The organism is Candidatus Zixiibacteriota bacterium (assembly GCA_026397505.1).
Taxonomy (GTDB): domain Bacteria; phylum Zixibacteria; class MSB-5A5; order GN15; family PGXB01; genus JAPLUR01.
The window spans coordinates 22875-46209 of sequence record JAPLUR010000086.1; the positions used below are offsets into that span (position 1 = coordinate 22875).

A 23335-nucleotide genomic window follows, 5' to 3' on the forward strand; every position below is an offset into this window, starting at 1 on the left:
GAGCTGCCGGAAACATATTTATTTTTTTTAATTGTAAACGTATATATTGTCAGTCTATTTTGGCACCTAATCCGGGCGTTGCCCCGGCCATAATATTAAGTTCAGGAGGTCCCGAATGCCTGTGAGAACGAAACTCTTCTACTTGATAATGACGCTGCTGGTCCTGGCCGGTCTTGGTTGCGGAGGCAATAATTTTGTGATCAATCCGAGGGGCTCATCCACCAAAGAAAACCCGTCATTTTCGCAAGACATTCAAAAGATTTTTGACAACCGCGGCTGTACCACGGCCGGATGTCATGATGTCGGCAGCCATCTGTTGGGCCTGATTCTCACTCCCGATAGCTCCTACCTCAAATTAGTAAATGTCACCTCTTCCGAAAATGCGGCCAAAAAGCTGGTCATGCCGAGCGATACGGCGCAGAGTTATCTGGTCGACAAAGTTTCCGGCACCCAATCGACGGGGGACAGGATGCCTCTCGGGCAACCCCCTTTGACCAACATCGAAATTCAGAATATCAAGAACTGGATCTCGAAAGGGGCCCTGAACAATTAATCAGGCTGGTAAACAATCATGAAAAAGCTTCTCCTGACAATAACGTCGCTCCTTCTGGTCTTCGGTTTTGCGCCAGCCGAGGAGTGTCACATTGACAAGACCCGGAAGAACCTGGTCAAATTCATATCACACGCTACGCTGGATAATTTCGAAGGAGTGACCGACCGCATCGATGGTTATGTCATAGCCGAAGGGGAAGGACTTAAGGAAGGGCAGAATTGCGACAAGAGCGAACTCTATTTCGAGGTGGCGCTGGAGGGCCTCGATACCGGAATCGGACTGCGCAACCGCCATATGCGCGAAAACTATCTCGAAACAAGCAAATTTCCCTATACCCATTTTGCCGGGAAACTGGACAAAGTGGAAAAGGGACCCCAGGGCGGTTTTTTGATCACGGCCTCGGGCAAGTTCTATATCCACGGGATAGAGAAACCGCTGACCATCACCGCCAGTGTGACTCCTCAGAGTCCCCTGTACCATATTACCACCGAATTCCAGGTCAAGCTGTCCGATTTCAATATTAAAATTCCCTCTTTGATGTTCATGAAGCTAAGCGATACGCAGATTGTTCGCCTGGATTTTTATGTTAAGACAATGGAAAATAAAAAATAGGAGGCGTTGTGAAGCATATCATTATTGCGTTGGCCATTTTCCTTCTACTGGCACCGTTGGGCAGTGCGCAGACCGAGCAAAGCCACTGGACACGGACCGAGGCGCCGGTTAAACTTGACCTGGAGCTTTTCCGCTCCAGTCATTTGGTCAGCCTTCCAACCACCGAGACTCTGCAAAAAGGTGACCTGGAGTTTGAAATATCGCATCGTTTTTCACCGCCGGTTTCAAAAGGTTCCAATTATCTCTGGGGGCTCGATGGCCCGATCAACATGCGCCTCGCGCTGGGATATGCCCTGACCAATAAAATGGTACTCACCGCCGCTATCAGCAACGCCGAGGACAACAACGACTGGCGTATTAAATACAAACTGCTGCAGCTTAGAAGCGCCGATTTCCCGATTGTCGTTGCCCTGCAGGCGGGCGCCGCCTGGAACCGCGAGGTTTATGTCGAAGGGCGAAGCACCGGCGATTCCCGCAACTTCCAGTACTACGGCCAGATGATAATCAACACCATGATAAAGAAAAATTTCGGCATCGGGCTGGTGCCGTCGTATTTGCAGAACAGCGATATATACAGCACCGACACCAGGCATTCGGTAATTATCGGGACTTATCTGGAGTATTATTTGAACTCGATTGTGGGGGTGCTGGCCGAGTGGTCGCCGGTAGTGGACGGCTATCACCGGAAATATACGCCCGCCGCATTCGGAGTGGAGTTCAACACCGGCGGGCATTTTTTCAAAATCGTCCTGACCAACAGTATCTGGCTCAATCCCTCGCAGTACCTGGCCGGAACCGATTACGAATTCAGGAGCAGCGAATGGCGGCTGGGGTTCAATATCACGCGACTGTTGCGATTCAAAAAATAGGGGTTTGATTCATCAGACCCCCTATTCCTTTTTCCCCGCAATGAGAAGACTGAGCGGCAGGCGCATGGCTGTCTTCTCCATATATTCATAACAAACCGATATATCATGCTCGTATTCCTCAAAGCGGACAATCCGCAGCCTGTTCCTCAGAAAGCCGTTGATAATATCCGAAAGCTTATGCGCAAAGTTGTAATTAACGGTGCCATTGTACGGTGTCAGTCCGTAATAATCGAGACTGCCATAGTCTTCCCATGGATCATCCTTAAAATATGACTCTCTTACTTTAAGCGGATCATCTTTCTTGTCACAATCGAACATATGCAGAAAGGGGTGTGTATCATAAATCAGCATGATTCCCTCCTTGCGGAGAAGGCGGGCGGCTCTTTCCATGAAACAGGCCAGATCCGGAAGCCAGGTCAGAAAACCTATGGACATATAGATCAGGTCGAAGGAGTCGTTGTATTTGTCCGGAATATCATAGATATCGGTGCGGACAAATTCGCAATCGGCTTTGGCATGGGCGGCCAGTTGACGCGCCTCCTCTATGACGGCATCGCAAATATCAAACCCGACACACTTTCGCCCACCCATATTTTTCAGCGAAACCAGCTCCCGGCCGTTGTTGCACCCCGGCTGCGCGATATCCCGGCCCGCGACATCCATTTCATTCAATACTCCGGTCACGACCGCATCGAGGCAGGAATATCCCGGCCGCGCAAATGCTCTGTACCATTCATCTCTCTTGGCTCTCATATGATATGGGGTAGCCTCATTCCAGGCAACCCGGTTGGCCTCGGTGTATTTCTTAATCTCCATCTGTGACTCCCATCTGAAATTCGACTCGAACTCTGAATATATTATGGCAATTATATTAATCCGGGAGGGCAAGTCAATCGAAATCATATAGATACCTCGCTTCAGGTCAAAGCGGCCGCCAATGAACTTTAAGGGGTAAACCGTTGTTTCATTCCATACGTATAATTTGAAAATGACCGAAAGGAATATATGAAATTGCCCAAAACGCTGGGGGGATTGAAAAGCTCCGGATATATCTCCCACTCCACCAGGGATGAATTGCGCAAGAATCTCCTGACCTCGATAAAATCGGGGAAAAAACGTTTTCCCGGAATAATCGGCTACGACCGAACCGTCCTGCCGCAGCTGGAGAATGCCGTTCTTTCCAAACATGATTTTATCCTCCTTGGCTTGCGGGGACAGGCCAAGACCAGAATTCTCCGCCAGCTGGTGGAGCTTTTGGATGATTACCTTCCAATTATCAAGGGGAGCAAATTGAACGAAAATCCGTTTGCCCCCATCTCCGAGCGGTATAAGAAGCTGGCGGCCGAGGCCGGCGATGAGCTGGAAATCGAATGGCTGCATCGCAGCGAACGGTATCATGAGAAACTGGCCACGCCCGATGTATCGGTGGCCGACCTCATTGGTGATATCGACCCGATCAAGGCGGTACGCGAAAAGCTCGACCTCTCCGATGAGGAGGCGATTCACTGGGGCATAATCCCCCGCACCAATCGCGGCATTTTCGCCATCAACGAACTTCCCGACCTGCAACCCCGTATCCAGGTTTCGCTCCTCAATATTCTCGAGGAGAATGACCTTCAGATCCGCGGCTTCCCGATAAGGGTGCCGCTTGATATGCTTCTGGTATTTACCGCCAACCCGGAGGATTACACCAATCGCGGCAATATTATCACCCCCCTCAAAGACCGGATCGCCTCGCAGATAAATACCCATTACCCGAATACTCTTGAAGAAGCCAAGTCGATCACCCGTCAGGAGGCCTGGGTCGACCGTGGCTCCAAAATATTCATTCCCGAAATCATTCGGGATATCATCGAGCAAATCTCTTTCGAGGCCCGCGCCAGCGAATATGTCGACCAGTCTTCAGGGGTATCGGCCCGGCTCTCCATTTCCGCTTATGAAAACCTCATTTCCAATATCGAGCGGCGAGCGGCGCTTAATAACGACCACGATCATATTCCCCGTATCTGCGACCTCTTCTCGGTCATATCATCCATTGCCGGAAAAGTGGAACTGGTTTACGAGGGAGAACTGGAGGGGCCGGCCATTCTGGCCGTGAACCTTATCGGCGAGGCGATTAAAACCACCTTCGCCCGATATTTCCCCGCGCCGCGCAGGGAGAAAGTTAATCTCGATGCCCGGCCCGATGAGGAAAATATCTATGAGCCGGTCATCGACTTCTTCTCGACCGGAAAGCGATTGGAAATCTCCGATGAGATACCGTACGATGAATATAAGCGCCGCCTTTCGCAGATAGTCGGACTGGAAAAAATCGCCGAACGATTTTTCCCGTCCAAGGATCCGCGCGAGATTTATCTGGCTATGGAACTGATTCTCGAGGGATTGCACCGTTCCAATATCATCGCCAAAGAATCGCCTGACAACCGTTTCATCTATGCCGATATGATCGAAAATATTCTGAGGAGTTAGATGCGGTTTATATATTCCGGATGGAATGATTCTCTTTTCCAGAAGATCAAGAACATGAAAGATCTTCTGGCGATTTTCAACTATCTCCTTCTGCAGGTGAACGGCAATGTCGAAATGGCCCTGAAACTGATGGAAAAACTGCAGCAGATGGGGTACCTCCCCGAGGATTTCGACCTTGAGGAATTCAAGAAAGAGCTCCTCAACAGCAAAATTATCGCCATGCAGAGAGACGGCGCTTCCCTGACACGTAAAGGCGAGCGGGGGTTGCGCAAAGATGCTTTTGACCGGATATTCGAGAAGCTCAAAGCTTCCGGTATCGGCAATCATCCTGCGCCGCTCGGCGGCGGATATTCCGAGGAGATCTTGCCCGAGAAGAAGCCGTTCGATTTCGGTGATGACTTTCTCAACATCGACTTGCGCGGCTCGCTGCTCAACACCATCTCCCGCACCGGCTCGCTGGGGATGGAAATGCATGAGGACGATCTGGAAGTATTCGATACTTCGAAAACCACAAACTGTTCCACTGTCATCCTGATTGATATTTCCCACTCGATGATACTCTACGGCGAGGATCGTATCACCCCCGCCAAGCAGGTGGCGATGGCTTTCACGGAATTAATTCTGACCAAATTCCCCAAGGATAGTCTCAACATCGTTCTCTTTGGCGACAATGCACACGAAATACAAATAAAGGATCTGCCTTATATCGGGGTCGGGCCGTACCATACCAACACCAAAGCCGGTCTTCAGATGGCCCGGCAGATTCTTCTCCGCAAGAAATCCCCCAACAAGCAGATTTTCATGATCACCGACGGCAAACCATCGATGATTGTCAAAAGGAACGGCCGCCCCTACAAGAATCCGATCGGTCTCGACCCGATGATTGTCAATCGCACCCTCGATGAGGCGGTCATTTGCCGCAAGAAAAAAATTACTATCACTACCTTTATGATTACCGATGACCCCTACCTGCAGGAGTTTGTGCGCAAATTGACCGAATTAAACCGCGGCCGCGCATATTTCGCCTCCGCCGATAATCTCGGCGATTACTTATTCTGGGATTTCATGAGCCATCGCCGCAAGGGGCGGTAAGTCATTCCTGTCCAGCACGGTGGCTGAGTTACAGCATCTGATTTAAGAAAAAATTCAACCATTCCTTGACAAATTTTGTATAAGAAATATATTGGCCAATTGGTAAAATGACCAATGGTTTTGGAAAATACCGCTCAGGTTTTGCCCGCCTGGCCGGGCAGGCCCGATAAATTGAAGAAGGAGTAGAGATTGGATATTAAAACCCAGGCGCGGCTGGAAGCCCGCGCTGAAATCATAAAAGCGATGGCCCACCCGACCCGCCTTTTCATCATCGAGGAGCTTACCCGAAATGAGCGATGTGTCAACGAACTGACCGAAAAAATCGGCGCCGATGTTTCTACTGTCTCAAAACATTTGTCGGTCCTCAAGACTGCTGGAATCGTCCGCGATGAGAAACGGGGAGCGCAAGTCTATTACAGTCTGAAAGTCCCCTGTATCCTGAACTTCTTCGGCTGTGTCGAGTCGGTTTTGAAAACCTCCGCCGAGGAACGATCGGCATTGGTAAAATGATAGGCAGGATTCAAACGACTGTCATGGCAAATTTCTCGTCCACAATTGCCATGATAAGCAAAATGTTCTCAGCAAGATAAGGGAAGCATAAATATGGAATGGAAAAGAGAATGGAAACCGTTGACAATAATTATCGCCCTCTTTTTGGTTTGCTTCTATCTGCCGGTCGGCTCTATCCGCTTTGATAATGCGATAAAGGAAGCACTTTATCTGACCAAATGGTACGCCCGGGAGCATGTGCTCCTCTGTTTGATACCGGCTTTTTTTATCGCCGGGGCGATTTCGGTCTTTGTCAGTCAGGCCTCGGTCATGAAATACCTCGGTGCCAAAGCCAATAAGGTTCTGGCGTACGGGGTGGCCTCGGTTTCCGGAACCATTCTGGCGGTCTGCTCCTGCACGGTACTTCCCCTCTTTGCCGGCATATATAAGATGGGCGCCGGCCTGGGGCCGGCCACTGCCTTTCTCTATTCCGGCCCGGCTATTAATGTGCTGGCGATAGTTCTTACGGCCCGTGTGTTGGGGCTTGAAATCGGCATTGCCCGCGCGGTCGGCGCGATTTCATTCAGTATTATCATTGGCCTTCTGATGCACTTCATATTTCGTAAAGAGGAGGCGCAAAGAGTCAATAATCAGACAGCGCTGCCGCCGGATATAAAATCCCGCGCGCTCTGGAGAACCGCCGTCTATTTTGCCCTGCTGGTCGGAATTCTGGTTTTCGCCAACTGGGGCAAAGGAGAATTGCAGACCGGGCTGTACTATATGGTCTATAACATCAAATGGATAATAACAGCGGTACTTGCTCTGATTCTTGGGCTGGTCCTGATTGTCTGGTTTAAATTGCACTGGTGGAAAGTGCTTCTTACGGTTGCTCCTGCGGCTATTCTGGCGATAATATTTCGGGATCAGCCGATGATACCATTTGCGGCCGCGGTAATCGGGCTTTCGGTTATCACTTCCACTTCGCAGGGAGAAAGCCGCGACTGGTTTGATGCCACCTGGGGGTACACCAAACAGATCATGCCGCTGCTTCTTATCGGCGTTCTTCTCTCCGGCGCCTTTCTGGGGCGTCCCGGTCAAGAGGGTCTGATACCCTCCTCATGGATTAGTGCATCGGTCGGCGGAAATTCGGTCTGGGCCAATTTCTTTGCCTCGATAGTCGGGGCTTTTATGTATTTCGCAACCCTTACCGAAGTGCCGATTCTACAGGGATTGATCGGCAGCGGTATGGGGAAAGGGCCGGCGCTGGCGCTTCTTCTGGCCGGGCCGGCACTCTCGCTTCCGAGCATGCTTGTCCTGCGAAGCATTATGGGAACAAAAAAGACCGTGGTTTATGTGGTTATTGTCGTTATTATGGCGACCATTACCGGATTACTTTATGGCGCTATTTTTTAGGAGGATATAGGTTATGAAAAAGCTGCAAATTTTGGGGACAGGCTGCCCCAAATGCAAAAAACTGGCCGAGGCCACTGAAGAGGCCGCCTGGGCGCTGGGAATAGAATATCAACTCGAGAAGGTCACCGACATCAATGATATTATGGCCTTTGGCGTGATGATGACACCGGCGCTGGTAGTGGACGGCGTGGTCAAAGTGACAGGCAAGGTCCCAAGTGTTGAGGAAATTAAGAAACTGCTTGCCTGAGTGCAGAACGATTGATAAGGAGAATAAGCGCTATGAACGAAGAAAAGCCCTGCGCCTGCAGTATTTCGCCAAAATTGATATTTGCCTGTTCCGGAGCAGCCGACACGGGTGAGATCGCCGACCTGGCCGCGCGCAAACTGACCCGCGATAAGATCGGGACGATGTATTGCCTGGCAGGTATTGGTGGGAGAATAAGCGGCATAATGAAATCAACTCAGTCGGCCGCCGGCCTTGTGGCTATTGATGGGTGTCCGCTGGACTGCGCCGCCCATACTCTCGACCAGGCCGGTTTCAATAATTTCAAGCATATCAGAATAACTGATCTGGGGATGATTAAAGGAAAAACCCCGGTCACCGACGATAATGTCGGGCGCGTATATCATGAAGTCTCAGAGATTTTAAAAACTATCAGCGAAGGAGTAAAATAAGAATGAAACGCAGCTTGATTGTTCTACCAATTTTACTATTGGCTATCGCGCTGACCGCTATGACTGGCGCCGATTCCAGCCGTACGGCCGGAATCCCGAAACTTGAGGGGAAACCGGTCGTGCCCGCGGCGGCAACCTCGGATTCATCAAAAGCTTCCGTGCCGTCGGTGCACCAGGTATTGGCATACTATTTCCATGGAATCCGCCGCTGCTCGAATTGCATTAAGATTGAGTCTTATACCAAGGAGGCCATTGACAGCGCTTATGGCGCGGCTCTCAAAGACAGCAGTCTTGTCTGGCGAGTGGTTAATACTGATGAGGAGGCCAACAATCATTTTCTCAATGATTATCAATTGTACACCAAGTCGGTAGTTCTGGTCGATATGCATGACGGCAAACAGGCACGCTGGAAAAATCTGGAAAAGGTCTGGGAGCATCTTGGCGATAAAGAGGCCTTTAAGAAATATATCCGTGACGAGGTCGCTCTTTTCATGAAAGTCGATTGATGGATTCAATCCTGATTGCATCAGTTTCGGCTCTCTGGCTGGGAATATTGACTTCCATTTCCCCCTGTCCGCTGGCCACCAATATCGCCGCCATATCATTTATCGGGCGGCAGGTCGGCAGAACGGGCCGCATTCTCTTTTCCGGCCTGGCTTATACACTGGGAAGGATGCTGGCCTATTTGGTTCTGGGGGTCATTATCACGGCGGGGTTGCTGTCCATTCCCGGTCTTTCCAATTTCCTGCAGCGGTATCTGAATATCATACTTGGCCCGCTCTTAATAATTGTCGGGGTATTTCTTCTTGATATCATTCGCTTCGGCGGTTTCGGAGTGTCATCCGGTGAAAAAGCCCGAAAATGGGCGGAAAAGGGAGGCGTCTTTGGCGCCGGTTTCATAGGCTTCGTCTTTGCCTTATCCTTATGCCCCGTTTCCGCTGCCCTGTTTTTTGGAAGCCTTATTCCTCTGGCAGTACAACATAATTCAAAAATTCTGTTACCGTCACTTTATGGAATCGGAACCGGCCTGCCGGTAATCGTCTTCGCTTTCCTTCTGGCGTTCGGAGCGCAGACAGTCGGAAAGGCTTTCCACAAATTGAGCCATATCGAAAAATGGGTCCGACGTATCACGGGTGTGACTTTCATAATCGTGGGAATTTATTATTCTCTGATATATATCTTTGGTCTGCCAATATAGAAGCAAACCCCTAACGCTATGGTCTGCTTGTTTTTACATTACCTCCTGACAGTCGTCGCCAAGGCCTATTCCGCCGCCGGCAAGGAAAGAGCAAGAATTGCTAAATATCGCTTGACAGCCTGCCGATATACTCTTATATTCGCATAAGCGGATATGTAAAGTAGTCGTCTATAAAAGTAGCATTTTGTAATTATAGCATATTGTATGGGGAGACACCGGGGATGACACAACAAATGAAACAGAGACTTTCATTTTTGGATCGTTACCTTACCCTTTGGATCTTTTTGGGGATGGCTGTCGGGGTTGGCATGGGGTACCTTATCCCCGATATTCCTTCATTCTGGAATCGATTCAACGTCGGTACCACCAATATCCCCATTGCGATCGGATTGATACTTATGATGTATCCGCCTCTGGCCAAAGTGCGCTATGAGGAAATGGGGCGGGTGTTCCGGGATTTCAAAATTCTGGGTTTGAGCCTGATTCAGAACTGGGTCATCGGGCCGATCCTGATGTTCTTTCTGGCCATAATATTCCTTCCCGCCTACCCCGAGTATATGGTCGGACTGATCATGATCGGGCTGGCACGATGTATCGCCATGGTGATTGTTTGGAACGATCTCGCCTCGGGTGATCCGGAGTACGCCGCCGGGCTGGTCGCTTTCAATTCCATTTTCCAGATTCTCTTATATTCCGTTTTCGCCTGGATATTCGTTACAAAATTGCCGCCACTTTTCGGCCTTTCGGGAGCGTTGGTTCAGGTGACTATCGGGCAGATCGCCAAGAGTGTCTTTATCTATCTGGGGATTCCGTTTTTGGCCGGTATTATCACTCGATTCGCGCTTATAAATCTGAAAAACAAAGAGTGGTATCATCAAAAATTCATTCCGAAGATTTCACCGATCACATTGCTCGCCCTTCTCTTTACGATCATTGTCATGTTTTCCCTTAAGGGTGAGCATATTGTCAAGATTCCAATGGATGTCGTCCGCATTGCCATACCGCTATTAATCTATTTCATTCTAATGTTTCTTGTGAGTTTCTACTTAAGCAAGAAAGCAGGCGCCGATTATGGCCGGACAACCACATTGTCCTTTACGGCGGCGTCTAATAATTTCGAATTGGCTATTGCGGTGGCGGTGGCGGTTTTCGGCATTCACTCGGGGGTTGCCTTTGCGGCGGTTATCGGGCCGCTGGTGGAAGTGCCGGTGATGATTGGTCTGGTCAATGTCGCCCTTTATTTCCGCCGCCGATACTTCATGGTTGCGGGAGTCGCGACACAGGAGACAAACTGATGACAATCGAGCTATTCAAGGGTTTGGCCGAGCCAATCCGATTGCGAATCGCTATCCTGCTTCTGGATCAGGAATTATGTGTCTGTGATCTTATGGCGGTTCTGAAGTTGCCGCAATCGACGGTGTCCCGGCATATGTCGCGTATGAAAGCATTGGGACTCGTGATTGATCGTCGCAATGGCAAATGGGTCCATTATCGACTTGACAACTCGCCCCTGGTCAATGAACTGCGAAGCTTTTTAAGACGGAATTACGCCGGTTTCAATCCATATCGCAATGATTTGAAAATGCTCAAGAAATACATGGCGACCAGTAAGTGTGCATGAACTACTGCTGTTTTCATCGAACTGATTAATGACGGTGATAACATGAGCAAAGGCAAAATATATATGCTCTATGACGTCAGTTGAGAAATAGATTACTTATCCTTATTACTTGCTGAAGAGAGAAAAGCAGAAAATATAGTATTCCAAAATAATTTTCGATTGGAGGTAATGATGTTACGGAAGGTTAGCGTCAGTGCAATTATCATCATTCTTGCGGCCGTCATGGCCTTTGCCTCCGTGCAGCAGGAGATGGAGTCCGCCGCCGGTGCGGGCAAGGCGGCATTTATTCTAATGTATGACCAGACGGCCATGCAGGTTGAGCAGGCCCGCGAGCTTATCGCCAACGCAATGGCCAGAGTCCCCGGTTCAGTGAAAATCGAATTTGACCGCAGCGACCCGGCCAATATTGATTTTGTGTCCAAATATGGACTGTCCGGAGCGCCGGTCCCTCTAATTCTGGTCACCTCCTCGACGGGGATAATCACGGGCGGTCTGATCGCACAGCAAGGGACGGTGGACCAGTTGGTCAAGATGATTCCCTCACCCAAGAAAGCAGAAATTATTAAGGCTCTTTCGACGGGGAATGCTGTTTTTATAACAGCTTACCGTAAGAGCATGAATACGGTCGAAACGGTCAACAGCGCCTGCGCCATGGCTTGCCAGCAAATGGCCGGGAAATCGGTGCAAGTAAAAGTGAATATGGATGATCCGGCGGAAGCAGGCTTTTTGACCGAAATGAAAGTTAATATGACTTCCGCCGAACCGGTGACTTTAGTAGCCAATGCTCAGGGTCAGATTGCCGGTATGTATACCGGTGCGATGCAGGTGGCTGACTTAGTTACGGCTGCCAAAAAGAAGATCGGCGGCTGCTGTCCATCGACCGTTGCCAAGCCCGATGCCTCCTGTGCGCCGGCCAAGAAATAGGAAAGTCGGATAATGAGATTGCGAACCATCATCTGGAAAGAACTGTGGCTGAGAAAATCACAGCTTATTTCCGCGTTGCTTGGAATTACCCTGGGCATAGCGGTCATTGTCGGTATCCAGTCGGTTGCGACGGTATCCGAGAAAGCGGTTAAGGTCAGCCTCGACAACCTGGGCGCCAATATTCTGGTTCTTCCGCAGGCCGCATCGGTGGATGATTATTATTCGGCCGATATAGATGCGCCTACTTTCCCGGAAGAATATGTGGAGAGATTGGCGACATCAATGCTTCCCGGTGTTGACAATCTGTCCCCCAAGTTGACCCGGCGCCTGAAGATAAAGGAAATACCGGTAATCCTGACCGGCATCCTTCCGGCCAACGAGCTGGCATCCAAACCGATCTGGCAAACAGCGGGACTCATAGGACCCGGCCTCGACCCGGCCTGCGATCCCAAAAATTCAGCCAATCAATCATTTGGATACCAGGATGAACGCCTGCAACGCAAGGCGATTGATTCTCTTGCCGTCAATGATATTCTGGTGGGAAGTGTCATTGCTCAAAGACTGAATTTGCGTGAGAATGATATCCTCGAAATGTCGGGGAGATCGTTCACGGTAGCTCGAGTCATACCTGAGACAGGGACAATCGATGATAATCGGATATATGCGCACTTGCATACGGTTCAGCAGGCGCTGGGCACAGGTAACCAGGTGAGTGCGATTGAAATCATGGGATGCTGCTCGGCCATTTCCGACGGGCTTCTGGGCAAGCTCCGGAATATTCTTCCCGATACCCGTATAACCACTATCAATCAGATTGTCAGCACTCAGATTAAAACCAATCAACTGATGAGCAAGATCTCTCTTGTTTTTCTGGTAATTATTATTCTGGTCGGAGCTATAACCATCGGTAACTATATGTGGGCAAATGTCGAAGAAAGACGCCGCGAGATAGGCATTTTGATCACTGTCGGCACACGGCGCTCGATAATATATCGTATGTTCCTGACCAAAGCCGTCATTCTTGGCCTTGTCGGCGGTATTATCGGATATATCCTGGGTACCGGTTCGGCCATGATACTGGGACCGCAACTTGCCGGGCTAAAGATATCACCGGTCCCGATTTACTTGCTCCTGTCAGTTATTGTAGCGGTGCTGATTTCCTTGATGGGAAGTATTTTGCCGGTACGGCGGGCATCGCGGTTCGATCCTGCTGTCATTATGCAGGAGGTATGATCGATGTATATCATCAAGAATCTGAGCAAAATATACACCGGCCGGCATGGGACAATCCGCGCTCTGGATAATGTATCTCTTACGATAGAACGGGGAAGTTTTGTAACCGTCACCGGCGGCTCCGGGTCGGGTAAGACAACTCTGCTTCTTGCACTGGGCGGTCTCAATCATCCCACCAGCGGTTCTATAACTTATGAAGAAAAGAATGTGTATTCATTGCCCGAGCCGAGATTGGCCGAATATAGAAACAAAAATGTCGGCTTTGTTCTTCAGACTTTCAATTTGATTCCATACCTGTCGGCGCTTGAGAATGTCATGCTGCCGATGCTATTTAATGCCGAAAGAAACGGTAACGCTCAAGCCTCGGCTTTAGGATTGCTGCAGAAGCTGGGTCTTGAAGACCGAAGGGCGCATCTGCCGCGTGAACTCTCGGTGGGACAGCAGCAACGGGTTGCGATTGCCCGTGCTCTTGCCAACAGTCCCGATGTGATTCTGGCGGATGAACCGACGGGTAATTTGGATCCTAACCTGTCGCTTGAGATACTGAAAATATTGAAGAATCTAAACGATACGGAAGGCATGACCATTATTATGGTCACGCACAGCCCGGAGGCGGCCAAATTTGGAAATAGACAGCTTCGCCTGAAAGACGGTAGAATTGAAAACGGGTCAAACTAATATGGCAAAAAAAAATAAGAAAAGAATTAAGCAAACAGACGCAACTGCTTCAAAGATTGGCAAACAAATGCCGTCCACCGTTCCGAAACAGCAAGTCAAGCATAGGCGCTATGCCATCTGGTCGATAAGCGGTCTTATGGCTGTCGTAGCGGTAGTTGTGGCATGGATGGTTTTTCAGAATATATCGCATAGCTCGTCCGAATCCGCCTCGATAAATCAATTACGAGCTGCGACACCGGGCGCAAAATCGGGAACTGACAGTACTAATGTATCCGGCGGACCACAAATTAATTTTCCAGAGACAAGTTACGATTTTGGGACCATAGCCCAGGGATCGAAGGTTTCGCATACGTTTGTTGTACGGAATGCCGGGGATGCGCCCTTACGACTGATCAGGGCTGCGGGTTCGTGAGGCTGTACGGCGGCCGTGCTCACAAACACGGATATTCCCCCGGGTGGGGAAGGAAAAATCGAAGTTACCTTTGACACCAGTCATAAAAGGGGCCGGCAGAATAAGTCAATTACCGTTGAATCGAATGATTCTCGGAATCCGCGCGCGTTATTGAATGTCTCGGCCCTCGTTGAGATCGTGTTTGGTTTCGAACAATACAACCTTGATATGGGAAAGATTCGTAAGGGACAGTCTGTTTCAAAGACAGCAACTCTGCTCGTAAAAGACCCATCAATAATCAAGACCATTAGATTTACTTCATCGTCGTCATATATAACGGCTAATCTGGCAAAAAGTCCCGCCGAACCCGGGGCAGAGAAGGGGCGTCTTAATGTCGAAGTCTCGGGAACTTCGGCGATGCCCGTCGGCCGCATCAGTGCGACGATCACCGCTCGCGCCGGCGATCGTTCTGTATTGGAAGCCACTTTGCAGATTATCGGTGCCGTGACAGGCGATGTCGACATTTCGCCGGAAACGGTGCGATTCTTTATGGATACATTGAAAAACGACTCCAAGTTTGCGAAACAAACAATCAGGGTAACCAGCAACGTTGATGAGGCGCGGCTGCATCTCCTGGATATAAAGGATGCAGACCAAAGGCTTACCTTTCATATCGATACTTTACGAGCCGAAAAGCAGTACGAAATATCCATGACCCCAAAGTCAACGGCGCTCGGTGCCAGGCAAAATGTGACTGGATCTGTTACAATCACTACCGACGACAAGGATCGGCCGGTGACATCGGTGCCTTACAGTATCATTTTTGGCCCTTGACAGCTATTACATATTTGGGCGATGTCATTAAAGTACTTGACAGGATGAAACCAATCTAGTATTGTTCGATAGATGTCGAAGTATCGTATAAATCAAGTCAAGCACTATGCGCAGATGTTTGCGGCTTTATCAAATCCAAATAGAGCCATAATTTTCCTGCGTTTGGCATCCTGCTGCGGTGATCAGAGAGAAATTTGTGGTCACGATACAATGCGCACGTGCGTTGCGGTGACTTGGCGGGGCGTATTCCCCTGGCGCAGTCGACGGTGCCGCAGCACCTTTGGGTACCGAAGGAGGTCGGGCTCATTACCGGAGTGATCGGCGGCCGGATATTCAAAGGCCTATCAGTAGAGTGATTCCTTTGAGGAGTTAAAGTGATTAATGGAAATGGTCCCTCTTAAATAAGGACAAGCCTTGAACCGACTGAGCCGCATAAGGCATTTGCATTATTTAGGGATCGTCAAACAATATACTCATCAAAAGCAGGAGGTTCTTTATGAAGCGCTTAAGCATAACGATTGTCATTCTCTTCATGGTTTTTACGATGGCCTGCAAGAAATCATCGGAAATCCCTGCGCGCGAGGGTCCAGGCGCTAATTCAGGCACGACACAGTCTGCCCCCGCATCTCCTCAATTATCAACAGATTCGCCCGTCCCTGCGGCTAATCGTATTGAGGCTCCACCTCTTATGACCCCCGAGTCTGTTACAACTCCGGGCATGAATCCACCGCACGGACAGCCGAATCACCGGTGTGATATCGCCGTGGGGGCGCCGCTCGATACGCCTCCGGGGACGCCGCCGACACCAATTATTACCTCGCAGCCAAATGTCCCTTCTCAGACTGCCCCACCCACGACGGCTCCGGGCATGAATCCACCGCACGGACAGCCGAATCATCGGTGTGATATCCCCGTGGGGACGCCGCTCAATTCGCCTGCGGTAAAACCGAAGTAATTTCTTCAGCGACAGCAGCGGCCAGGTGTTCAAACACCTGTTTGTTGAGTAGTGTTTAAGGATGAAAGCATGAAAATAGAACTCCTTTACTTTGAAGGGTGTCCCAACCACGAGCCGACCCAACAGCTGTTGCGGGAGGTCATGGCCGAATTGTGAATTAGCGCAGAGAGTGCTTAAGCCTATTCGAGTCACCGCCGGCATTGGACTCATCGGAATCGGATTTTGGATGTCGGCGACCATGTGAGTCAATTATCTCGAAGGGCGTTGGTACTCCAATGTGATCCTTGAATACTCTTAATCTTTTCTTGCGTGCAAGAGGAACTGAAAGTTATCATGAAGATACCCATTTATCAGGTTGATGCTTTTACGAGTAAACTGTTCGGCGGGAATCCTGCGGCGGTCTGCCCGCTCGAACAATGGCTCGATATGGAGCTGATGCAAAATATCGCCGCCGAAAATAATCTCTCCGAGACCGCTTTCTTTGTTCCCAGAGGCGACCATTTCGAATTGAAATGGTTCACACCCAGGGTGGAAATCAATCTCTGCGGCCATGCCACGCTCGCCTCGTCTCATGTCATTTTCAATCACCTGGGGCATAAAGGTGATACCATCGAATTCCAGACACTGAGCGGGAAACTGGTTGCCTCGCGGGATCGTGATCTCATTTCGCTCAATTTCCCGGCCTATCATGCCGCACCGGCCGAGATGCCCCATGGCCTGCCCGAGTCGCTCAAGAAAGAGCCGCAGCAGGTTTTCAAGGCGAGGGATTTTCTGGCCCTTTTCGGCGATGAAGATGATATCCTGACCATGGATCCTGATTTTGAAAAAATGAAACATGTCGACAGCCATGGTATCATTGTTACGGCGCCGGGGAAAAAGTGCGATTTCGTTTCCCGCTTTTTTGCGCCAGGGCTGGGGATTAATGAAGATCCGGTGACCGGCTCGGCTCATTCGATGCTGATTCCGTTCTGGGCGGAGAGGCTGAATAAGAAATCTCTGCATGCCATTCAGCTCTCGCAGAGAAAAGGCGAGCTTTTCTGCGAATATCTTGGCGAGCGGGTGAAAATGAGCGGCCGCGCCGTGACATTTTTTGTCGGCGAGATTTTATTGTAGGTCGTGGTTCCAAGATGCCGCGCCAGCGGCTGCGAGAAACCCGACATTTTATTTCGCGCCGGCAGGAACCCTTTCCTAATTATTTTGGCGCAATCTTTCGCTTTACTCTTGAAATATGCCTTATAAGAAGTTATCTTTATTCACGGATATCAACCGGAGAATCTAAAGGGTCTGGTTTTATGGATCATGGCAGAGATTGTGCAATTGGAAGCACTCGAATTATCCATTTGCTCTGCTTGCGGCCAATAGTCTCCGGTTCCTCTGATTATGGCCCAATATTTGTCTACGGATAAATAGCCACGATATGAACGAAGAACAAGATCAAAAAAGCAATAATAGCAGACTTAAGAGCCTGGAAATTGAAAAGCTCCTTCTAGAGAATAAGAAACTTCAGTTAGAAGGTGCCGAATTGGCCCGCCCCTGGTGGCGTAAGCCCAGCTATATTGCTGCTCTGGCCCCACTCATTCTCGCCATCATTGGTCTCTTATCGCTTTGGTTTGCCGGCTTTTTCAATGAAGAGAGACAAAACCTGAAAGAGCAAATAGGCCGCATAAAGACCGAAATCCAGCCGTTGCAGGCGAAGAGAGATTCATTGGTCAGGCAAATTGCGTTGAATGATTCCGTATTGCGGGTAAAGGATATTAAATCGGAGGAAGATGCACGTACTATTGCTGACTTAAATCACAAAATTGATTCATTAATCAATGAAAAGAGTCTTCGGCCCGACGATAGCCGGCAACTGGACTCTCAAGCGCTAGTTTACCAGTCAAATATAGAAGCCATAAAGGAAGAAAGACCAGTCATTTGGGCTGTGCGAAGTGAAATATCCAGTTTACCCCCGGCATTCCGCGGACAAATTCGTGGCCTAAATTTTGGAAATGAGATGGGCACTGTGATCATTTCCATTTCTCTCCTTCAAGTCGATACATCCGCCAACGGAGAAATAATTACCGTTTCTTCCAGGGGGCCGCATTTACTCACAAACATGAGATTGCACAGCGAATCCATAATTGTCTGGAGTGATACGGGAATCAGTATAATGCTAAGAGGCCAAGATCGTCAAATGCTTGCCGATGCACCTGAGCTACCTATCAATATCGTCAATGCAAGAATGTATTGTAAGATAACTGTTGAAACTTCAAAAGGCGTGGCGTCCAATGAATATATATTTGAATCTCTGCCTTAGTATGTTCAACCGTGGTGCCCATTCGATATTCTCGTCCAGATAAATATGAAAGGAATCGAAAATGAAAATCCTGAAACTCACCATTGCCCTCACCCTGCTGGCGGTCGCCGCGCTGGCAGGTGGAAACGAGCCTGCATACACGCCAATACAACCGGTCAACACTTATTCGATTGTCGCCTATGACAGCGCCACCGGCCAGTTCGGCGCGGCGGTGCAGTCGCACTATTTCAAAGTGGCCGATGTGATCTGGCTGGAACCGGGTATCGGCGCCGTGGCCACCCAGTCGCTGGTGGAATTTTCCTACGGGCCGCTGGGACTGGCGATGATGAAGAACGGCAAGTCGGCCAAAGAGGCGCTGGCGGGGCTTCTGGCCGGCGATTCCAACAATGCCGTGCGTCAGGTGGCCATGATCGACAAAAACGGCGTGGTCGCCGCCCATACCGGCTCAAAATGTATCGCCGAGGCGGGGCATCACACCGGCAAGCTGTACTCGGTGCAGGCGAATCTGATGCGCAACAACACGGTCTGGGGTGCCATGGCAACCGCTTTCGAATCAGCCAAGGGGCATCTGGCCGAGCGGATGATGGCGGCGCTGGAAGCGGCGCAAAAAGAGGGGGGCGATATCCGCGGCATGCAGTCGGCCGCGATGGTGGTCGTGAGCGGCAAGCCGACCGGTATGAGCTGGCGCGACCGGATTATCGATATCAGGGTTGATGATTCCCCGCAGCCGCTGGTCGACCTGCGGCGGTTACTCAATATTTCGCGCGCCTACCGACACATGGATAAGGGCGACGAATATATCACCGAGAAAAAATATGACGAGGCCAATGCCGAGTATGGCAAAGCGGCCGAGCTCAACCCCGGCAACGCCGAAATACTTTTCTGGCACGCGCAAACTCTGGTGATGGCCGGCGAACTCGAACGGGCGCTTCCAATTTTCAAGGAAGTATTCAAGATGGATGATTCATGGCGGGTATTGGTCCCGCGATTGGTTAAATCGGAACTGCTTCCCAATGACCAGAAAATCATCGACCGGATTGTAGCGCAATAAATATATCATCAGTTGTCTCAACTGGCTCACAGGTCGCGCCTCTATTATAAAGAGCATGAGTAATATCTTTTAATCTTGCCATTTCCAAATGAAATCTATCATATTCCCCTGTGATATTCAAAAATCAATCTGGAGGTATTGTGAGAAGAAATATCCTGTTGTCCTTGATTCTGGTGATGACGTTTTTCGGGAGCAACGTGTGGACGACTGCACTTCCCGATTACTATTCCCGCTATAATTTTCTTATTGCGCCCCCCGGCGCATTTCAGGATGGACTGGTCGGGTTTGTCAATCCGGCTAATCTGGCCTTGCTTAAAACCGGCGAGTCTCGTTTCTACTGGTCGACTAACGGCGTTGATGCTTCATCATTCCATGACTGGGGGTCGTTCTCCGGCGTGCGGGGATTGGGATTCGGTGTCCAGAGCCGGAAATTCGGAGATGTCAGAGTCACCGATTACAAAATATCGACCGGATTCGGTACCGGTGACTTCGCGAGCGGGCTGGCGTACGGCTGGTCCTCCGGGGGCAACGGCGCCATGGGCCGGGAGAAGATTATAAGTCTGGGCGGCCTTGCCCGTCCGGGGAAATATCTATCGCTGGGCCTGATCGGCAATTTCTCGCTGAAAAGGACGGCGCCTGGCAGAAGGGGATCGATATCTCCGATGCACCCTGGAGTGTCGGCGCGGCGGTGGAATTGGTTTCGGGAATAAGCCTGGTAGGACGATATTTCAAGAGTAAAGCATTCACGATCGGCCTCGCGATCAATTTCGGCCATGCGGAAATAGGGGCGCAGGGTCATTATGATTCCGATCACAATATTTCGCACTATACCTATTCGCTGAGAACAGGCGGCCTTCAGCCGAGCGTTTTCAGTAACATGGGACAGAGAAACCGAAAGTACCTTGCCGTTAACATGAAAGGAACGGTCGATTATCAGCGATATGTTTGGTTCGATAACGAAACACTTCGATTCATGGATATTCTTCAGAATATTTGCGCCGCCGCGAATGACCCTCGGATCGGTGCTATTGCTCTAAATCTCTCCGGAATGAGAATTCTTCCCGAGCATGCCTGGGAAATTCGGCGGGAGTTAGCCGCCGCGCGTGACAGTGGTAAAAAGGTCATCATATTCATCGATAATGCCGCGATGACCTCATACCATCTCGCCTCAGTTGCCGATAAAGTTGTCATGGATCCCGAGGGGAGCGTAATGCTTTCCGGCTATGCTCTGGGAAAAACCTATTTCAAAGGGACCTTGGCCAAACTGGGTCTCGGCTTTGACGAATGGCGCTTCTTTAAGTACAAGTCGGCGGTCGAAGTGCTCAGCCGCGACCGGATGTCCGATCCGGATCGCGAACAGTACCAGAACTATCTGGATGACTGGTACGAGGAGGTGCGGGCCGATATCTGTGCTTCGCGCACGATGACCCCGGAGCAGTATGATGAACTCATCAACGAAAAGTCATATTTCATGGCCGATGCGGCGCTCGAAGCGCATCTGGTCGATACGCTGGCCCGCTGGTCGGATCTGAGAAAAATGGTATCGACCGTGACCGGCCTTAATATGAACGAAATGGCAGCCTCTGAATTGTACGATATCGCCCTGCCGCCGCAGTCCTGGGGCGCCCGACCCAAAGTGGCTGTGGTGTACGGCCTCGGCGAATGCGCCATGGATACCGGAATCAAGGCGCGATGGCTGGAAAGAGTCTTTTTGAGCCTGGCACGCAACAAATCGGTCAAAGCGGTGGTGTTTCGGGTTGATTCCCCGGGGGGCGATGGTCTGGCCAGCGACCTGGTTGCCGAGGCGCTCAAGAAATGCGCCGAGAATAAGCCGGTCATTATCAGCCAGGGACAGGTAGCCGGTTCGGGCGGATACTGGATTTCGATGTACGGCCGGAGCATTGTCGCCGCACCACTCACTATCACCGGCTCTATCGGTGTCATCGGCGGCTGGCTCTACGATCTGGGTTTCAGCAGCAAACTGGGGATGACCTCCGATTTTGTCAAACGGGGTGACCATGCCGACTTAGGATTCGGTATCACCATACCATTCCTTGGATTACAGGTCCCGGCCCGCAATCTCACGCCCGAGGAACGGACACAGATGGAGGAGTTTATCAGAAAGTGCTACGATATCTTTGTCCAGAAAGTGGCCGCCGGACGAAAGATGTCGGTTGAGGATGTCAAAAGAATCGGCGAGGGGCATTTCTATTCCGGCACCGAGGGAAAAGCAAACGGGCTGGTGGATGAAATCGGCGGGCTAATGACGGCACTGGCGCTGGCTGAAACGACGGCGGGACTGAAACCGGCGGATGTGGAAATTCTGGAAATACCCAAAGACAAAGGTCTATTTAGATTTCGTTCGCCGATGGCGTCGGTTGCGGCCGAAATGAATGCGGAGCCGTTCTATAGATATATCCGGATGCTCGCAGAGCATCAGGGTAAGTCGCTGCCGATGCTTCTCCCCGGCACTTACCCGACGATCAAATAGCGGTCGCCTGAAATATCAATATGATTGAAAGAATCCTTTGCGAATATTAAACAAATGAAAACGGCGGCCGGGCGGCCGCCGTTTGTGCTACGCTTTCTGCACCGTGCAAGTTACATCGTCAGCCAGAAATCGCGCGGGTAAAGGCGATATACCGGCTGTTCACCATCGGTCGCTTTGATATATTCCTCCATCGCCTTGAACTGGGGTTCGGGGCCGATAATGAAGAAACTTGCTTCCGGGCTTTCGGATTGTTTCGGCCCGTATCCGACCAGCGCCAAACCCAAAACCGGTTCGACACGCGCTTTCATTTTGCTCATGAGATCGGCGGTCTTGCGCACCTCCATTACTTTCCGGCGGTAATTGCGAACCATATCCGGGGGGAGATTATCGGCCAGATCGTTGGCCATTCCCTGTCCGCGTGATTCATAAGTGGAAGCGGCTCGGGAACTGAGAAATACCTGGGCGGTAGCATAATCAACCAGGCTCGGGTCGTTCAGCGGCGTTTTTAACTGATCCACCACAAAGCGCATTGTCTCCGAAATGTCGGGACACCTTTCGGCATAATACCCCACCCGGCCGTTACGTTCGTTGTAAGAAACGCCGTTACTGTACGCCAGCCCGGCGCCCCAGGTTTTCATGAAAAGACTATGGCCGCCGCCGCCGGTGTACATCCGTGCGGCCAAATCATTGATAATAGCACTGGTGCTGATGTCATAGATGCCGGCATCCCGGGCCGAGGAGATAATCACCCCATTGCGGGTATTTTCGTTGACCAAGCCGACATAGTCGGGATTTTTCAGACCCGGCACGCGATCGCGCAGGCGGCCGGTTATCCTGTCAGTTTTGGAGTAGGTCTGTCTGATCGATTTGCCGGTTGCATCAAGCTTGGTCACCAGCTTCTCAATTATATCAAAAGTGGCATTCCGGTCGGTACTGTTCGATATCATGAACATCCGGGCGTTGTCCGTCTTACGCAGTAGCGACAATATATCATTCATCCGTGCGACAGTCCGCTCCGGCTTTATCATGATATCGGTCTTTATTTCGCGACATAAGTAATCCCAGTCCCCCGCCAGATCGGCATCGGGGATTTCCGGAAGAGTCATCTGAAGGCTTCTCGCAACGGCAACAGCATTGGTTTTCGTTCGTTCGGATGCGGAAAGAATCATCGCCGTCAGACTTGTCTGCGTTGCACTGTCGGTTTCAGGATTGGCCAGCGCTGCCAGAAATGATGTCAACTCAGCACGACTTCTGCCTTTTCCGAGAACATGCACACTGTCGATGATAGCCGAAATCTCCGTCTCTTCGATTTCGTTACCGGGATCGGTGAGAAGCCATTTGAGACGCTGCAGGTGATGTATTTTGGTCAGAAAACAATCGGCGGAAAGAAATAACGGATTGGTTTGATACCGATAGGCCAGGGCCGGATAAGTCACCCAATATTCCTCCGACCCCTTCATCACATTTCTCAGCGATATCAGGCTCTGA

General features: G+C 50.4%; 25 protein-coding genes. 23 read left to right on the forward strand and 2 right to left on the reverse strand.

The features are described from left to right. Positions 1–115: 115 nt before the first annotated feature. From NT002_08990 to NT002_09000, 3 genes are read left to right on the forward strand one after another with little or no spacing between them, the layout of a single operon-like run. The gene (locus NT002_08990) at positions 116–553 is read left to right on the forward strand and encodes a hypothetical protein (protein ID MCX6829398.1); all 438 of its coding nucleotides are present in this window, start codon (positions 116–118) and stop codon (positions 551–553) included. Positions 554–571: 18 nt separating this feature from the next. Continuing rightward, the gene (locus NT002_08995; protein MCX6829399.1) at positions 572–1165 is read left to right on the forward strand and encodes a YceI family protein; all 594 of its coding nucleotides are present in this window, start codon (positions 572–574) and stop codon (positions 1163–1165) included. Between the two features lie 8 nt (positions 1166–1173). Next, on the forward strand, positions 1174–2034 hold the full coding sequence (locus NT002_09000; protein ID MCX6829400.1) for a DUF5777 family beta-barrel protein: 861 nt from the start codon (positions 1174–1176) through the stop codon (positions 2032–2034). A gap of 21 nt (positions 2035–2055) precedes the next feature. Here the strand turns inward: NT002_09000 and NT002_09005 are convergent, their stop codons facing one another. Then, the gene (locus tag NT002_09005; GenBank protein ID MCX6829401.1) at positions 2056–2850 is read right to left on the reverse strand and encodes a class I SAM-dependent methyltransferase; all 795 of its coding nucleotides are present in this window, start codon (positions 2848–2850) and stop codon (positions 2056–2058) included. 189 nt (positions 2851–3039) lie between these two features. On the opposite strand from NT002_09005, the gene NT002_09010 reads away from it, so the two are divergent. The 20 genes from NT002_09010 to NT002_09105 all read left to right on the forward strand — a co-directional run bounded on the left by NT002_09010 (position 3040) and on the right by NT002_09105 (position 21847). Further along, positions 3040–4503, forward strand: a complete 1464-nt coding sequence (locus tag NT002_09010) for a magnesium chelatase (protein ID MCX6829402.1) — start codon at positions 3040–3042, stop codon at positions 4501–4503. Then, on the forward strand, positions 4504–5595 hold the full coding sequence (locus NT002_09015; GenBank protein MCX6829403.1) for a VWA domain-containing protein: 1092 nt from the start codon (positions 4504–4506) through the stop codon (positions 5593–5595). It abuts the gene before it with no gap. A 189-nt stretch (positions 5596–5784) separates the two neighbouring features. Then, on the forward strand, positions 5785–6105 hold the full coding sequence (locus tag NT002_09020; GenBank protein ID MCX6829404.1) for a metalloregulator ArsR/SmtB family transcription factor: 321 nt from the start codon (positions 5785–5787) through the stop codon (positions 6103–6105). 93 nt (positions 6106–6198) lie between these two features. Then, positions 6199–7497, forward strand: a complete 1299-nt coding sequence (locus NT002_09025; GenBank protein ID MCX6829405.1) for a permease — start codon at positions 6199–6201, stop codon at positions 7495–7497. A 13-nt stretch (positions 7498–7510) separates the two neighbouring features. Beyond that, a complete protein-coding gene (locus tag NT002_09030; GenBank protein ID MCX6829406.1) occupies positions 7511–7744 on the forward strand; it encodes a thioredoxin family protein in 234 nt (77 codons plus the stop codon). A gap of 32 nt (positions 7745–7776) precedes the next feature. Further along, positions 7777–8172: a putative zinc-binding protein gene (locus NT002_09035; GenBank protein MCX6829407.1), complete on the forward strand. Its 396-nt coding sequence runs from the start codon at positions 7777–7779 to the stop codon at positions 8170–8172. 2 nt (positions 8173–8174) lie between these two features. Further along, the gene (locus NT002_09040; GenBank protein ID MCX6829408.1) at positions 8175–8678 is read left to right on the forward strand and encodes a nitrophenyl compound nitroreductase subunit ArsF family protein; all 504 of its coding nucleotides are present in this window, start codon (positions 8175–8177) and stop codon (positions 8676–8678) included. Then, complete coding sequence (locus NT002_09045) at positions 8678–9370, forward strand: aromatic aminobenezylarsenical efflux permease ArsG family transporter (GenBank protein ID MCX6829409.1); 693 nt, start codon at positions 8678–8680, stop codon at positions 9368–9370. The genes NT002_09040 and NT002_09045 overlap by 1 nt, the downstream gene beginning before the upstream one ends. A gap of 221 nt (positions 9371–9591) precedes the next feature. After that, positions 9592–10665: an ACR3 family arsenite efflux transporter gene (gene arsB / locus NT002_09050; protein MCX6829410.1), complete on the forward strand. Its 1074-nt coding sequence runs from the start codon at positions 9592–9594 to the stop codon at positions 10663–10665. After that, on the forward strand, positions 10665–10991 hold the full coding sequence (locus NT002_09055; protein ID MCX6829411.1) for a metalloregulator ArsR/SmtB family transcription factor: 327 nt from the start codon (positions 10665–10667) through the stop codon (positions 10989–10991). Before arsB ends, NT002_09055 begins: the two co-directional genes overlap by 1 nt. A 168-nt stretch (positions 10992–11159) precedes the next feature. Next, entirely contained in the window at positions 11160–11915 is a 756-nt protein-coding gene (locus tag NT002_09060) for a hypothetical protein (protein ID MCX6829412.1), read from the forward strand. A gap of 12 nt (positions 11916–11927) precedes the next feature. Then, complete coding sequence (locus NT002_09065; protein MCX6829413.1) at positions 11928–13148, forward strand: ABC transporter permease; 1221 nt, start codon at positions 11928–11930, stop codon at positions 13146–13148. A 3-nt stretch (positions 13149–13151) separates the two neighbouring features. Further along, the gene (locus NT002_09070; protein MCX6829414.1) at positions 13152–13826 is read left to right on the forward strand and encodes an ABC transporter ATP-binding protein; all 675 of its coding nucleotides are present in this window, start codon (positions 13152–13154) and stop codon (positions 13824–13826) included. Between the two features lie 166 nt (positions 13827–13992). After that, positions 13993–15051, forward strand: coding sequence for a DUF1573 domain-containing protein (locus NT002_09075; GenBank protein ID MCX6829415.1), 1059 nt, complete (start codon positions 13993–13995; stop codon positions 15049–15051). Between the two features lie 496 nt (positions 15052–15547). Next, the gene (locus NT002_09080; protein ID MCX6829416.1) at positions 15548–16006 is read left to right on the forward strand and encodes a hypothetical protein; all 459 of its coding nucleotides are present in this window, start codon (positions 15548–15550) and stop codon (positions 16004–16006) included. 333 nt (positions 16007–16339) lie between these two features. Beyond that, positions 16340–17119, forward strand: coding sequence for a PhzF family phenazine biosynthesis protein (locus NT002_09085; GenBank protein ID MCX6829417.1), 780 nt, complete (start codon positions 16340–16342; stop codon positions 17117–17119). A 304-nt stretch (positions 17120–17423) separates the two neighbouring features. Then, on the forward strand, positions 17424–18305 hold the full coding sequence (locus NT002_09090) for a hypothetical protein (protein MCX6829418.1): 882 nt from the start codon (positions 17424–17426) through the stop codon (positions 18303–18305). A 61-nt stretch (positions 18306–18366) separates the two neighbouring features. Further along, positions 18367–19356 carry a DUF1028 domain-containing protein gene (locus tag NT002_09095; GenBank protein MCX6829419.1) on the forward strand — a complete coding sequence of 330 codons (990 nt, stop codon included), beginning with the start codon at positions 18367–18369 and terminating at the stop codon, positions 19354–19356. A gap of 140 nt (positions 19357–19496) precedes the next feature. After that, the gene (locus NT002_09100) at positions 19497–20066 is read left to right on the forward strand and encodes a hypothetical protein (protein ID MCX6829420.1); all 570 of its coding nucleotides are present in this window, start codon (positions 19497–19499) and stop codon (positions 20064–20066) included. Then, positions 20045–21847, forward strand: coding sequence for a S49 family peptidase (locus tag NT002_09105; protein MCX6829421.1), 1803 nt, complete (start codon positions 20045–20047; stop codon positions 21845–21847). Before NT002_09100 ends, NT002_09105 begins: the two co-directional genes overlap by 22 nt. A gap of 110 nt (positions 21848–21957) precedes the next feature. On the opposite strand, the gene NT002_09110 is transcribed toward NT002_09105, so the two are convergent. After that, a partial coding sequence (locus NT002_09110; protein ID MCX6829422.1) for a hypothetical protein occupies positions 21958–23335 on the reverse strand: 1378 nt, incomplete at its 5' end.